The sequence below is a fragment of the Methylotenera sp. genome, assembly GCF_030653755.1.
In the GTDB taxonomy this organism is placed as follows: Bacteria; Pseudomonadota; Gammaproteobacteria; order Burkholderiales; family Methylophilaceae; genus Methylotenera.
In genome coordinates this window covers 50210-64221 of the sequence record NZ_JAURYU010000046.1, presented here as the reverse complement: position 1 = coordinate 64221, position 14012 = coordinate 50210, and the positions used below count along the sequence as shown (strand labels likewise).

Sequence of the window (14012 nt, the reverse complement as noted above, 5' to 3'; positions counted from 1 at the left end):
GTGCCGCCAATAAAAAGCCGCGCCAACTTAATCTCTAAAATTACCAAACTGTAACGGAAAATCCGTCACATTCTTTTTTACAAATGCAATCGCGTCTTGCAAGATATCACGCTTAGCGCCATTGACACGGACTGTATCACCCTGAATACTCGCTTGCACTTTCATGCCAGAGTCTTTAATGAGCTTAGTAATCCGTTTAGCCAAGTCAGTATCAATACCCGCGCGGATTTTCATCTCTTGCTTCACTTTGTTTCCAGATACTTTTTGGACATCTTTATGATCCAGACGTTTAGACGAATCAGGTTCTTTCTTTTCCATCGCTGGCAACAAAATATCTTTTACCTGATCAAGCTGAAAGTCATTATCCCCAAACAGGGTAATCACACTGTCTTTTTCATTCAACTCAACTTTAGCTGAACTACCTTTAAAGTCATAACGATTGGTAATTTGCTTACCAGCTGTATCAATCGCGTTCTTCAAAGCGACCATATCGACTTCTGAAGAAATATCAAATGAAGGCATAAATCACCCCTATATTATTTATAAAGCAGATTATCGTCATAGATAAAATGCGCAAATACTTACCGAGATGCCCAGTAAATATCGCACAACCTATTACCATTACTCAAAATGGCAAACGTAATCTAATGTCTCTACTGTTTCGATATCAAATGATGAATTGCCTGGCACGGTGAATTTTTCACCTTCGCTGTATGTTTTCCAGTCACTTTCGCCTTGTAAGCGTACTTTACAAACACCAGCATTAATTTCCATCAACTCAGGTGCTGCCGTGTTAAATGTAAGCGTACTTGGGAAGATAACACCAATCGTACTCCGCGTTCCGTTAGGAAACATCACAGTGTGACTAACGCATTTACCATCAAAGTAAATATTAGCTTTCTTTTTAACGCTGACATTATCAAATTGTGCCATTTACTTTAGCTTTCAGAAAAAATCAAAACACTATTATCGCAGAAAAGGTTTACCAAACCAATAAATGACTAGCAAATGGTAGTGAAATTGGCTATTTAACTAAATTTGATTATTAAATATAAAGCACTTCTTTTTGACTACACTCAAGATAAAGATTGTGACAATTACGACAACTCGTACCACCCCTTGCTTTCGTTGACCACTTTGACCACCAGTAGCATTACTGGCACTTCAATTAACACGCCCACTACTGTCGCCAACGCTGCACCTGAGTTAAATCCAAATATGCCGATTGCTGCAGCGACAGCAAGCTCAAAAAAGTTACTTGCGCCGATAAGCGCAGATGGGCAAGCTATATTGTGTTTCTCTCCAACCTTCTTGTTCAACCAATAAGCTAAAGCTGAGTTAAAGAAAACTTGAATCAAAATGGGAACAGCCAACAGGGCGATGACCAGAGGTTGTTTTAAAATAGCCTCTCCTTGGAAAGCAAACAATAATACCAATGTAATCAAAAGCGCACTGATTGACCAAGGTCCGATTTTCTCCATCGCTGCGTCAAACTGCTTTTGCCCACCCCGCAATAAAGCTTTACGCCATAGTTGAGCTAAAATTACTGGAATAACAATATAGAGTACTACTGAAGTGACCAACGTTGCCCAAGGCACAGTAATGGCTGAAATACCTAGCAGTAAAGCTACAATTGGCGCAAACGCAAAAATCATAATGGTGTCATTCAATGCCACCTGTGACAACGTGAACAATGGGTCGCCATTAGTGAGTCTGCTCCATACAAATACCATTGCGGTACATGGTGCTGCAGCAAGTAAGATTAAGCCAGCAATATAGCTGTCAATCTGATCAGGCGGTAGCATCGGGGCAAATAAATTTCGGATAAATAACCAGCCAAGAAAAGCCATTGAAAACGGCTTTACAAACCAATTAACGAACAAAGTCACACCAATACCCTTAATATGCATTCTGACTTCATGCAATGCACCAAAATCGACTTTCACCAACATTGGAATAATCATGACCCAAATTAACAAGCCAACGGGCAAATTAACTTGCGCAAACTCCATTTGGCCTATTGCTTGAAATAGGTTTGGGAAAAGCTGACCTAATGTAATGCCCACTATGATACATATACCCACCCAAAACGTGAGATATCGTTCAAAAATACTCATTGGTGCTATTGATTGATTTGATTTCATGATGATTATGTCTATTATTAATTGAGATGTTACGATTATTTTATTTAAATTAAAGCACTAATTTAAGCGCCAACTAACTACAGCAAGACGCAAAAAACCATCATGCTTTTTTCACTTTGGTGCAAAAACTCAACAAGCACCTATCAACCGCTGGCGAGTTGATGAAGTCTCTCAACACCAACAGGCTCTTCCTTCAGCATCGGTACCAAGGCATAGCGTTTTGCATATTGCTCGGCTACTGTATTAATTTCCACCAACTCATTAAGCGCTCTTTGATGCAACAAGGCAGAGGTAGTGGTTGTTGCAGCAATGCTATTATTAATTACCCATGCCCAAGGCTCAATACCAGCGCGACGCAGATCCTCTTGCAAGTTAGCCGCTTCCAATACGGGCGTCTTTTCTGCAAGTGTGACGATCAGTATTTTAGTTTGCTTTGGATCTTGTAACTGCATCATTGGTGTCGTGTAGTGCAAATGAGCTTTATCCATTTGACGAGCCACTTCACGGTGATATGCACCTGTTGCATCAAGTAATAACAACGTGTGTCCTGTCGGCGCTGTATCCATGACAACAAACTTTTTACCCGCTTCACGGATAATCCTTGAGAATGCTTGAAATACTGCAATTTCCTCCGTACACGGAGAGCGCAAATCCTCTTCTAGCAAAGCACGACCATGCGCATCCAATTGCGCGCCTTTACTATCCAGTACATTTTGGCGGTAGCGTTCAGTTTCTTCATGTGGATTAATTCGGCTCACAGTTAAATTATCAAGGTTACCGTTCAACGTGTCTGACAAATGAGCCGCTGGGTCTGATGTAGTGAGGTGTACAGGTAAACCGCGACTAGCCAACTCAACAGCTACGGCTGCGGCTATCGTGGTTTTACCAACACCACCTTTGCCCATCGTCATCACTAAGCCATGACCTTCTTTTGCAATCCCATCAACAAGCTGAGACAGGCTTTGCTTACTCACTTCAACAAGCGAATCACTAACATCATGCACTTGATAAGGGCTATCTATTAAAAGCTGTCGCAAGGCATCCAGCCCAACCAAGTCAAACGCTTTGAGTGCCACTAAATCTCTCGGGAGTTGTTTTAACACCTCTGGAATCGCGTTGAGACTAGACTGTTCGCGCTGATAAATTGCAGCTGCCAACCTATCAGTTTCAGCCTCGATTTTTGGCAAAATGCCATTAATAACCAAGTATTGTTGTTTTAAACCAATACCTGCCAGTTCTTTATGGGTGCGTGCAACTTCTCGTAAGGTGGACTGCTGCGCTCGCGCAACGAGAATCAATCTAGTACGTTTGCCATCTGCAAGTGCGTCAACTGCAGCCTTGTATTGTTCGCGTTGTTTTTCTAGGCCAGATAAAGGCCCCAGGCATGACGCATCACCCTTGCCCTCTTCTAAAAAACCACTCCATGCACCAGGCAACTGTAGTAAGCGAATCGTATGCCCAGTTGGTGCGGTATCGAATACGATGTGATCATAATCATCCGTCACAGGTGAGTCGATTAAAAGTGCCGTGAACTCATCAAAAGCTGCAATTTCTGTGGTACATGCGCCAGAGAGCTGTTCTTCAATCCCTCTAACAACATCGTCAGGTAAAATGCCACGCACGGGCCCAACAATACGATCACGATATACCTGTGCGGCAGCTTGCGGATCAATTTCCAGCGCCGCCAAATTAGGTACGGCTGGCACGGCTGTAATATGATTACCTATGCTAATGCCAAAAACCTGACCAACGTTTGATGCAGGATCCGTACTTACCAGTAAAACGCGCTTAGCGTTTTCAGCCAATTGGATTGCCGTTGCGCAGGCAATTGAAGTTTTTCCCACGCCACCCTTACCAGTAAAAAAAAGAAAACGTGGTGGTTGATCAAGAAATAGCATGGATTATCCTTAGCAGAGCATCAAATAAGCTAACATTAAACTAACAACACTTACCACCACTACAGCAACTGGCAACAGGTTCAATTTCAATTGCCAATGCCAACCCAGCCCAACGTGCCAGTTCGGTACGGCTTGGGTAACGGCCAGCCAAGGCAAACTCACCATCAACTAAAATAAGTGGCAACGCATCTTGACCAGAGCGCTCAAGAAAATCTCTCACCACTTTATTATTAGCAAAATCCATCGGCTGTTGTGCAAGATTAAAACGTTCAATTTGTGCGCCATTAGTTTTCGCCCAATCTACATCGGCAGAAAAACTAACCAAACTCTGATCCACTTCCGTCCCACATACGCCACTACTACAGCACATTGCAGGATCAAACACCTGTATTGATTTAGCCATCACATTTCCTTAAATAATAGTCGTTGCGATCTTATCCATTTCAGCTTTTAGTGCTGTCTTATCGTTTTTTAGTGTCGTTAATGGTAGCGCCAAAAACGCCTCGATACGCGCACGCAAAATGCTATACGCCTTAACAAAAGCCGCATCAATTTCCTCATCCGTCCCAGTAACATGTGCTGGATCCTCCACCCCCCAATGCGTCCTTACCACAGGGCCAAGATAAGCTGGACATGTTTCACCCGCTGCACTACCGCATACGGTAATCACAATATCTGGCATTGTTGGCAGATTTTCCCAAGACTTACTATGATAGCCATCCGTTGAAATACCCTCACACGCTAACAAAGCCAATGAACGTGGATGCACATAACCAGTAGGCTTACTCCCGGCACTCATTGCATGCCAACCACTCGGCGCCAAATGATTAAAAGTAGCCTCACCCAATATAGAGCGACAAGAGTTACCTGTACATAAAAATAGAACATTCATTGTTTACACCTTAGATTTATCGGTTGTTATTGAAGGTAGCACACTTGACAAACAAACAGAGCCTGTTCGCATTTCTACACATTTCTCTGGATGACCTGCACAACACTCTTCGGTGAGATAAGCAATCACGTCTAACATCAATGAAATGTTAGCGCGATAGCGTTGGTAACGACCCTCCTGCTCAACTGACACCATATTGGCATAAATCATGGCCTTTAGATGGAAAGACAAATTGTTAGCCGGAATATTTAAAGTCGTTGCTATTTCGCCTGCAACCATCCCATTTAACCCTTGCTTAACCAAGAGCCTAAATACATCTAAACGCACGCCAGAAGACAAAGACTCGAAAATTGAAGTGGCTGTATTTTTATCCATAATGCAATATTACAACTATTGTTGAAATATTGCATTATATTTTGCAACACCATCTTTAAGGTAACTTTAGAAGGTCGCGATAAATCGATGCTAAATAGAAAAAAATCCACACGGTAGCAATAGACGTAAAAAAAGCCTAGAATTTTGAATTTACTAGGCTTTTGATACTTTTTGATACTAGGTGAAACACTAAAATGGGCAGGCGTCAATCCAACAAATCGCTACAAGCCAATATAATAGCCATTCTATGAAAGTTAAAAAAACGCTATACCCGCAAACGTACCCAATAAAATAAATCTTTTACCGCTCTTTACCGTAGTTTGAGATGCGCGTTTATAGCAACTTTAAAATATACGCATTGTTATGTAGGTTAATACAACTTTTTATCGGGTCAGTTTATGCACGTTTTAACGTGGTCAAAAATGCACCTTTGCGGCTGTCTGAAATGCTCGTTTTAATCACGTTCTAATATGTCTTTTAATGCCCTTTTTATTTAATGCTGCCGTGATTGAATGAATGGCTACATTTTGCCGTTGCATCATTCTGTAAAGGCTTCGCATAGTCCACTGATTGCCACGGCTTGATAATAACTCAATTGCATTTAATCTATGGGCAAGTTCTTTATAGCCCATTCTCATGCGATAGTAATACGGGGTGCTTAGTTTTAATTTCATAAGCTCTCGCACCCGCTTTATCACTTTTTTATTGTGTTGCCTAATCTGCGCTCTGTTCATTTTAAACGTATCGTTTAGCTTCATAGGCTATTGATTAAATAACTAACCTGTTTATAGATTTATTTATTTTTTATAGTTCCGAAAGTGTGATTAAAACCAAACCCTATACACAGGATAGGGTTTAATTGTTTTTAGGCAAAATTCCCTATAGGGTTTTTAGGCTTACCCTTGCCTTTGGATGTCATTATTTCAATGAATGACTTGGTTTTAGTTTGTCGTTTTGCTGGTGCTGCAATGCCTAGTGATTGTGCAAACGATAGCGGGTCTTTATGAATAGCATCACGAAAGCAAGGCCAAGCACATGATTGCATGACAGGGTCGCTCTTTAGCCGCATTAAAACTTGCCGCTCAATGGCTTGCTTGTCTAGGTTAGACAATCGCTTACTATCGCTTCTACTCAAACCATAACGCCCTGCCACTTCTTTATGAAATAGATTGATAAGCCGCGTTATGTTGCCTTTATAGCCCACCATGTCACTACCCTGCATTTTGCCGTTTACCAGTGGCAATATCACGGCATGGGCATGGGGTGCGCTTTCGTCCAAGTGTACGTCAAAAGATAACAACACACCCGCAAAGGTTTGTTTTGTCCAGTTTAGACAGTCCGTAAAAAACGGGCGCGTGTCTTGATTGTGTCGGTCAATGGGTAGGCTATAAATCACCTCTACCGCCATAACCGCGTTTTTGCGGGGCGTGTCTATGCCAGCCTCTACCATCAAAACTTTAGCGCGGGTGGCTATCGCTTCGGGTGTGTCAGCAACACTAGCAAGCGAGTAATTGCAATGTGTTTTAGCCGCATCAATGTTTGCACCCGCGCCACGTTCGGCTTGCAAAGTGCGTTTATTGTGTTGCATTGCGGCTAAAATTCCATTCTTACCCTTTACCTTACCCAATCGGATTAAGTGACTGCCAGCCATGTGCTAACTATCTGCTAACCGTGATAGATAGCAATATAAGCCCCACCGCTCGCTTAAGTTGAGTGCGACTATATCAGCATCTATGCCTAAGTGTGAAAATCGCACTATAAGCGATTGCAAGCGTTCTAACCAGTGATTGTGATTCATGGTTAAGCCTCGCTTTCAATAGGCTGTTTTTGAGTTAAAACATAACGCCCTATACGGTGCTTAATGCCGTACTCACTAACCCAGCTATCCCATATGGTTGTTATTAAATAACCTTCTTTTTTTAATTCAAATGCCCTAGCAGGTGGGTAGTAAATATCCAATAACTCACGGGCTTGGCTGGTCGTAATGCTGCCATGTTCGCGTAAGTAATCCAGCAGCTTTAAGCGTTGATTGCGTAAGCTGTTATCGGTAAACTTTGGCTTGATGTTTTTAGCTTTCGGGGTGGTCGCGTCAACGGCTACCCCTTTATTTTGGGTGTTCTCATTGTTCGCCATGATTACACCGCCTTTGCTGCAAGGTCAGCGCGCACTTGTCCAACATTCCACGCGGTGCAGCGTTCGCTTAATTTGCTTGGTTTAGGTATCGCGCCATTTTTAACATTGCGCCATATCGTGGCACTTGATACGCCATATAGGGCTTTAATAACTGGTAAGCGGATATATGCGCTATCTGGCATTGAATCAAAATTGATTAATGCGGGTGGGATGTTTTGCGTTAGTTCGTTTTTTAATTGTTGCATGATAGTTCCTCTCATTTAAACCCGCGTCATACTGGGTCGGTGAAAGGAATATATGCTTGATTTAATTGATAAAAAACGATTGAGCTTGTTAGATTGCAACTGAGCTAGCTCGATTGCCTCTTAGGTCTTGCAGTGTGTCCTAACTTTTTACGCAGTTTTTCAACTCTATTTTTGACTGAACTAAAATCAAGGTTATGCCCTGTTGCCATATCTTTATAAAACGCAGTTAATCGTCCTTCTTTAAACTCAAAACCGCTATTATGTTTATATAGGTAGGTTCGCTCTATTTCTTGCATAGAGTCTTGCTTAGCTTTGTCTTTATTTTTTCCGCCCCTCGAACGCCCTTCGTTAGTTTTTCCAATAATCGACTGAAGTTTTTGAATTTCTGCAACTAAAACTGGCTGCCCTTTTACCAAAACTTCAAGGTTATTAACAATAGGAATAATATTACTTAAAGCATCATGAGCTTTAGCAAAGTTGAAGTTTTGTAGGCCGCCAGCAAACAATAGCCATGACAAGTAATTGAGTATTTCGTCTTTATCGTTACTAGCAAGCGACTCTGTAAGAATATTTTTGTATATGGCTGTATGTTCCTCTTGAAGCTCAACAATTTTCACGCCATTGTTAACCTTAGCCTCGATACCGCTCAATAATTGATTAACGGTTTGCTTTACGCTTTCAGTATTTAAGCTCATAAACGCCCCTTTCGCGCCCTTAAATTAAGAAGCCACACCAACTAAGCTAGGGTTGCTTGGTGTTCGCCCCGTCGGGCTAGGTGTGGCTAAACTGGTTATGCTTGCTTAAACGGTATCACCTTTGCCCCCGCTTTAAGCTCGTCTAAATAATCTGCCCACGCTTGCATCATAGCGGTGCGCTGTTCGATAAACTTAGTGCGGTTATAAGCTCTACCTAGCGCATCAGGTACTTTGTGCGCTAGTTGGTGTTCGATAATGTAAGGGTCAATGTTCAAACGCTCATGCAGGATAGTACGCGCCATCGCCCTAAACCCATGAGCTGTTATATCTTGCTGTGTGTCATACCCCATACGCTTTAATGATGCATTGATAGCCGCTGCACTCATAGGCTTTTTAGGGTCATGTCCACCTTGAAAAACAAACTCACCATGTCCGCTTAGCGGGTGCATATCTGCAAACAATTTAGCCGCCTGTTTTGATAATGGTACTAAGTGCATAGTATTGGTTTTGCTTACGCGATAACGCCACTCGTTAGCTTCTAAATCAATATCTGCCCATTTAGCCGTTCTAAGCTCGCTAGGGCGTGTGAAAACTAACGGGGATAACCTAAGTGCTGTTTGCACTGTAAAAGAACCTGTAAAGCCATCTATTGCGCGTAATAGCTCGGCTATCTCTTTAGGTTCGGTAAACGCTGCCATGTGTTTAACCACGGTAGCAGGTAACGCGCCTCTTAAATCCACGCACGGGTCACGTAACGCCCTGCCTGTTTGCACCGCATATCTAAACACTTGGCTAGTGGCTTGCAAAGTGCGATGTGCGGTTTCAAGTTTATTTAGGTTTTCAATACGCTTCACCACCTCTAAAATTTGCGGTGCGGTAATTTCTGATATTGGCTTGCTACCTAGCCACGGGAATAAATAGCTTTCTAACCGCCTGAATGTGCGCTCTTTGTGTGATTCTGATTTATTGGTGAAGTAACTATTTGCCCATTCACGGGCCACCACTTCAAAGCTGTTAGCAAGCGCACCTGTTTTAGTAGCCTTAGTGGCTTTTTTATTTTCACTTGGGTTAATACCATTAGCTAACAATTCAAGCGCGTCTGTGGCTTTCTTTTCAGCATTGGCTAACGACACTTCGGGATAACGCCCGATTGATATAGTGTTTTCTTTACCGTCAAACCTAAATCTAAACTGCCAGTGTTTTGAACCGTCTGTTTTAACAAGTAAATGCAAACCACGCCCAGCAGCCAATTTATAAGGCTTCACTTTAGGCTTGGCATTTTTAACTTTAATATCGGTTAAGCGTTCGGCTAGTTTAGGCATATTTAACAATCAGTTAGTTATTTTTGCGGGTACGTTTTTTTAAAAATTCCGCGTACCCTCAAAATGTACCCTCAAAACTATGATATGTAAAGATACACTATGCAATTGCAATAGGCGTAAAAAAAGCCTAGAAGTTTGAATTTACTAGGCTTTTGATACTTTTTGATACTAGGTGAAACACTAAAATGGTGGAGCAGGCGGGAATCGAACCCGCGTCCGCAAGCCCTCCACAGACAGTTCTACATACTTAGCCTTGTTGTTTAATTTAACGTGCAACACACCAACAGACAAGCAGTTTGCACGCGAGCTACCTTAAGGTTAATGAAGTGCTAAGTAACCCAACACAACACGTATCCCGTGTATATGACACTACGTATGGGTTACCCCAATCCACCCCACGGGAGAGATGGTGCAGCGTCCAGCCGGGATTAAGCGGCTAGAGAGTAAGTTTCGTCGTTTGCGACTATACTTTTTCTAGTTTATTTACGAGGTGACTAGTCCTCGGTATGCCCTGCACTGCTTTGCAACCCACGTCGAAACCTGGTCAGCCCCATAAGTCTGTGACTAAATAAACAGTCACAATCTGACAGATGAAATTCTCAACAGTTCAATCGCTGTCATTTCAAAAGCAAACTAATTATACGCATTTAAAGCAAACTACACTGAATTATTTATTATGCGCTCGCATGATTCTGCCTTTTTCACGCTCCCAATCACGTTCTTTCTCTGTGTCACGTTTATCGTGCTGCTTCTTACCTTTGGCAAGTCCAATCTGCACTTTGACGCGCCCTTTTGAAAAATGCATATCCAGTGGCACCAGCGTATAACCTGCACGCTCAACCTTACCGATTAATTTTGATATTTCCTCATTATGCAACAGCAACTTACGTGTTCTAATCGCATCTGGACGAATATGGGTAGAGGCTGCGCCCAATGGTGTCACATGGCAACCTATTAGATAGATTTCACCGCGCTGAATAATGACATACGCTTCTTTAATATTAACCCGATTTTCTCGTATGGCTTTGACTTCCCAACCCTCAAGAACAATACCAGCCTCATATTTATCTTCGATAAAATAATCAAAAAAAGCTTTTTTATTTTGTGCAATGCTCATAAAACTAAAAATTTCTTGGCGAATAGCTTAAAATCATCATTTTACTCTACTTCTCTTATTTGTTTGGCTGAACGTGTTGAGTAACAAAAAGTAATCCATTAAAACTGGCTCTTAATTTGAGAAGATTTGTTTAATGTCACCATTTAAAAGGCAAGCATGGCTCATGTAAAAAAAACCGTTTTAGTCAATCACTCCGCTAGCTGCATGTTTCTTTTAGTCGATGATGTTGAACAATACCCTAAGTTTTTACCTTGGTGTGGGGGGGTAGATTTGATTCAGCAAGATGATGTGAGTACTATCGCTACGTTACATATTGACTACCATGGATTGCACCAAAACTTTACAACCAAAAACCAGAAAACATTTCCAGAATCAATGGAAATTCAATTAAAAAATGGCCCGTTTAAACACTTAAATGGTTCATGGCATTTTTTAGCGCTCAGCGACGATGCATGCAAAATTGAATTTTCACTTAATTACGAATTTGAAAATCATTTTTTAGAAAAAATTATAGCGCCTGTATTTAACCATATCGCCAATACTTTTGTTGATGGATTTGTTAAACGTGCAAATGCCATTTACGCGAAATAATGAAAGACTGAGATGAACACGCCTAATGAAATAACCGTAGAAGTAGCTTACGCACTACCAAATGAGCAATTAATCATTCCAATCAAAGTTCAAGATGGCATCACTGTAAAAGAGGCAATCAACGCATCAGGCATTAGGGCTAAATTTCCTGATATTGATTTAAATATCAATAAAGTAGGCATCTTCGGCAAACTAACTAAAATGGATACAAAGCTACGCCACTTAGATCGCGTAGAAATATACCGTACGCTGATAGCAGACCCTAAAGAGGTGAGAAAACAAAGAGCTGCTGATGGCAAAATCATGAAAAAAGGTGGTGGTGACTTGATTGCCTAAGTATTGATTAAACATATGCAAGCCCTATTACCGCATATGCAACTGCATAAAAAATGGACGCATACTGCGCCCAAAACACACACGACTTAAACTCAAATTTTAATCGCAATAAGCATCCACATCTCTTTGCGCATCTGCACTACCCGCTGCCAAATCCTCATCCCCAAGATATTCTCTCTCACCCTGATCATTAATTTTTGAAATTCTGCCACCGGTAGTATAAGTAACCAAATTTTTTCTGGCAGCCGCGCAATTCTCTTGCTTAATCTTCAACTCAGCCTGCTTCTGTTGATTTTCAGCCTTTTGCACCTCAGCTTCTTGAGCTCGTTTTTTTGCAGCCTCTTCTTGACTAGCACTACTTTCTTTGGCTTTTTCTGGTGTTTTGTTTCTATTGAGAGAGGTTGCAATATCACCCTCAACTGCCGTCAATGGTGCCTGCCCTGTTGGCTTGGCTACTTTTTTACCACGAATAGATTCTTGTTTAATGTTAGAAGGTGGCGGTATGTCACTGTAACGAGTAACGCCATCTTTATCTTTCCATTTGTAAATTTCAGCGTTTGCCATCAGAGGCAATATCGCTAAACACAGCAACAACAAGCGAGCTAACATAAAACATCCCTTTGTTTAATAGGTTTTAGTCATATTATTGCTAATCTAAGTTACTAGCAAGTATTGCACTCAACGTTTGGTGACGATTTAAGTTTACAAATAAATCATTGACACTCTCGCTAAGTCGATTATAAATCTGTATAATTTCGTTTTGGGTACAAGGATTTACGCATGCGTTTATTGCAACAAGCTCTCACTTTTGATGATGTTTTACTAGTGCCGGCCTACTCTAATGTGCTGCCACGCGAAGTTTCACTCACCACACAACTATCTCGAAACATTCGATTAAACATCCCTCTTCTTTCTGCTGCGATGGATACTGTCACCGAAGCGCCGCTTGCAATTGCATTGGCTCAAGAAGGTGGTCTAGGCTTCATCCATAAGAATATGACTGCCATGAAACAGGCGGCTCACGTAGCACGTGTTAAACGCTTTGAATCAGGTGTTGTCAATGACCCGATTACCATTCAAAGCCACATGACAGTTCGTGACGTTTTAGAACTTACTCACACCCACAAAATTTCAGGTATTCCTGTCGTTGATAACGGCAAGATAGTTGGGATTGTTACTAATCGCGACCTTCGCTTTGAAACTAATCTAGATCAGCCAATTAAAAACATCATGACCCCTAGAGATAGATTGGTCACGGTTAAAGAAGGCGCTGCTAAAGAGGATGTGATTCGTTTACTGCACCAATATCGCCTTGAGCGTGTTTTAGTAGTGGATGATTCAGACACATTAAAAGGTCTTATCACGGTTAAAGATATACAAAAATCAACAGATCACCCATTAGCTTGCAAAGATGCTCACGGCAGATTGCGTGTTGGCGCAGCTGTCGGTGTAGGCGACGGTACTGAAGAACGTGTAGCAGCACTTGCTGAGGCTGGCGTTGATGTGATTGTTGTTGATACCGCGCACGGTCATTCACAAGGTGTTTTAGATCGCGTTAAATGGGTTAAGAAACATTTTCCACAAATAGATGTAATCGGCGGCAACATTGCAACAGCTAGCGCAGCATTGGCTTTGGTTGATGCAGGTGCAGATGGCGTAAAGGTAGGCATTGGCCCAGGCTCAATTTGTACAACACGTATTGTTGCTGGTGTTGGCGTTCCACAAATCAGCGCAATCTCCAATGTTGAAGAAGCATTACGCGGCACTGGCGTACCATTCATCGCTGATGGCGGCATTAGATACTCTGGCGACATCTCAAAAGCAATTGCTGCTGGTGCTTACAGCGTAATGCTGGGTGGTATGTTTGCTGGTACTGAAGAAGCCCCTGGCGACATTGAATTGTTCCAAGGTCGTTCATACAAATCTTACCGTGGCATGGGCTCTATTGGTGCGATGCAAAAAGGCTCTAGTGATCGCTACTTCCAAGACAACAATGGTAACGCTGACAAATTAGTACCTGAGGGTATTGAAGGCCGTGTGCCATATAAAGGCAGCGTACTCGCGGTGATTCATCAATTGATGGGTGGCTTACGTGCTTCTATGGGTTACGCAGGTTGCGCTACGATTGAAGAAATGCGCTCACGTGCCGAATTTGTGCAAATTACAAGTGCAGGTATGCGTGAATCGCACGTGCATGATGTGCAAATTACAAAAGAAGCGCCTAACTACCGCGTTGACTAATTCAATTTAATATTAACTTTAAC

The 14012-nt window shown here is 42.0% G+C and carries 18 protein-coding genes and 1 other RNA gene; 3 read left to right on the top strand and 16 right to left on the bottom strand.

Features of this window, described 5'->3' with window-relative positions; translation table 11 throughout:
- Window positions 1-27 precede the first annotated feature (27 nt).
- The 15 genes from Q7U33_RS09960 to smpB form a co-directional block, all read right to left on the bottom strand.
- On the bottom strand, window positions 28-522 hold the full coding sequence (locus Q7U33_RS09960; protein WP_019898795.1) for a YajQ family cyclic di-GMP-binding protein: 495 nt from the start codon (window positions 520-522) through the stop codon (window positions 28-30).
- A 99-nt stretch (window positions 523-621) separates the two neighbouring features.
- Window positions 622-933 (bottom strand): pyrimidine/purine nucleoside phosphorylase, encoded by a 312-nt coding sequence (locus Q7U33_RS09955; RefSeq protein ID WP_304860371.1) that lies wholly within the window; start codon window positions 931-933, stop codon window positions 622-624.
- A 164-nt stretch (window positions 934-1097) separates the two neighbouring features.
- The gene (arsB, locus tag Q7U33_RS09950; RefSeq protein WP_304860369.1) at window positions 1098-2144 is read right to left on the bottom strand and encodes an ACR3 family arsenite efflux transporter; all 1047 of its coding nucleotides are present in this window, start codon (window positions 2142-2144) and stop codon (window positions 1098-1100) included.
- A gap of 143 nt (window positions 2145-2287) precedes the next feature.
- Window positions 2288-4042 (bottom strand): arsenical pump-driving ATPase, encoded by a 1755-nt coding sequence (arsA, locus tag Q7U33_RS09945; protein WP_304860366.1) that lies wholly within the window; start codon window positions 4040-4042, stop codon window positions 2288-2290.
- A gap of 40 nt (window positions 4043-4082) precedes the next feature.
- On the bottom strand, window positions 4083-4445 hold the full coding sequence (gene arsD / locus Q7U33_RS09940; protein ID WP_304860364.1) for an arsenite efflux transporter metallochaperone ArsD: 363 nt from the start codon (window positions 4443-4445) through the stop codon (window positions 4083-4085).
- A 9-nt stretch (window positions 4446-4454) separates the two neighbouring features.
- Complete coding sequence (locus Q7U33_RS09935) at window positions 4455-4934, bottom strand: arsenate reductase ArsC (protein ID WP_304860362.1); 480 nt, start codon at window positions 4932-4934, stop codon at window positions 4455-4457.
- Window positions 4935-4937: 3 nt separating this feature from the next.
- A complete protein-coding gene (locus Q7U33_RS09930; RefSeq protein WP_304860360.1) occupies window positions 4938-5309 on the bottom strand; it encodes a helix-turn-helix transcriptional regulator in 372 nt (123 codons plus the stop codon).
- 458 nt (window positions 5310-5767) lie between these two features.
- Complete coding sequence (locus Q7U33_RS09925; RefSeq protein WP_304860358.1) at window positions 5768-5983, bottom strand: hypothetical protein; 216 nt, start codon at window positions 5981-5983, stop codon at window positions 5768-5770.
- 191 nt (window positions 5984-6174) lie between these two features.
- Window positions 6175-6960, bottom strand: coding sequence for a plasmid recombination protein (locus Q7U33_RS09920; protein WP_304860356.1), 786 nt, complete (start codon window positions 6958-6960; stop codon window positions 6175-6177).
- Between the two features lie 149 nt (window positions 6961-7109).
- On the bottom strand, window positions 7110-7442 hold the full coding sequence (locus tag Q7U33_RS09915) for a helix-turn-helix domain-containing protein (protein ID WP_304860354.1): 333 nt from the start codon (window positions 7440-7442) through the stop codon (window positions 7110-7112).
- A 2-nt stretch (window positions 7443-7444) separates the two neighbouring features.
- Window positions 7445-7687 carry an AlpA family transcriptional regulator gene (locus tag Q7U33_RS09910; RefSeq protein WP_304860352.1) on the bottom strand — a complete coding sequence of 81 codons (243 nt, stop codon included), beginning with the start codon at window positions 7685-7687 and terminating at the stop codon, window positions 7445-7447.
- Window positions 7688-7791: 104 nt separating this feature from the next.
- Window positions 7792-8382 carry a hypothetical protein gene (locus Q7U33_RS09905; RefSeq protein ID WP_304860350.1) on the bottom strand — a complete coding sequence of 197 codons (591 nt, stop codon included), beginning with the start codon at window positions 8380-8382 and terminating at the stop codon, window positions 7792-7794.
- A 95-nt stretch (window positions 8383-8477) separates the two neighbouring features.
- A complete protein-coding gene (locus Q7U33_RS09900) occupies window positions 8478-9704 on the bottom strand; it encodes an integrase arm-type DNA-binding domain-containing protein (RefSeq protein ID WP_304860348.1) in 1227 nt (408 codons plus the stop codon).
- Window positions 9705-9890: 186 nt separating this feature from the next.
- Window positions 9891-10256: a transfer-messenger RNA gene (ssrA, locus tag Q7U33_RS09895) on the bottom strand.
- Window positions 10257-10371: 115 nt separating this feature from the next.
- The gene (gene smpB / locus Q7U33_RS09890) at window positions 10372-10821 is read right to left on the bottom strand and encodes an SsrA-binding protein SmpB (protein WP_304860345.1); all 450 of its coding nucleotides are present in this window, start codon (window positions 10819-10821) and stop codon (window positions 10372-10374) included.
- Window positions 10822-10977: 156 nt separating this feature from the next.
- Between smpB and Q7U33_RS09885 the strand changes: the two genes are divergently transcribed.
- Both Q7U33_RS09885 and Q7U33_RS09880 read left to right on the top strand, forming a co-directional pair.
- Window positions 10978-11412, top strand: a complete 435-nt coding sequence (locus Q7U33_RS09885) for a type II toxin-antitoxin system RatA family toxin (protein WP_304860343.1) — start codon at window positions 10978-10980, stop codon at window positions 11410-11412.
- Between the two features lie 12 nt (window positions 11413-11424).
- Window positions 11425-11748, top strand: coding sequence for an RnfH family protein (locus Q7U33_RS09880; RefSeq protein WP_304860341.1), 324 nt, complete (start codon window positions 11425-11427; stop codon window positions 11746-11748).
- 99 nt (window positions 11749-11847) lie between these two features.
- On the opposite strand, the gene Q7U33_RS09875 is transcribed toward Q7U33_RS09880, so the two are convergent.
- On the bottom strand, window positions 11848-12357 hold the full coding sequence (locus Q7U33_RS09875; protein WP_304860338.1) for a DUF4124 domain-containing protein: 510 nt from the start codon (window positions 12355-12357) through the stop codon (window positions 11848-11850).
- 171 nt (window positions 12358-12528) lie between these two features.
- On the opposite strand from Q7U33_RS09875, the gene guaB reads away from it, so the two are divergent.
- A complete protein-coding gene (gene guaB / locus Q7U33_RS09870; RefSeq protein ID WP_304860336.1) occupies window positions 12529-13989 on the top strand; it encodes an IMP dehydrogenase in 1461 nt (486 codons plus the stop codon).
- The last annotated feature ends 23 nt before the right edge of the window (window positions 13990-14012 follow it).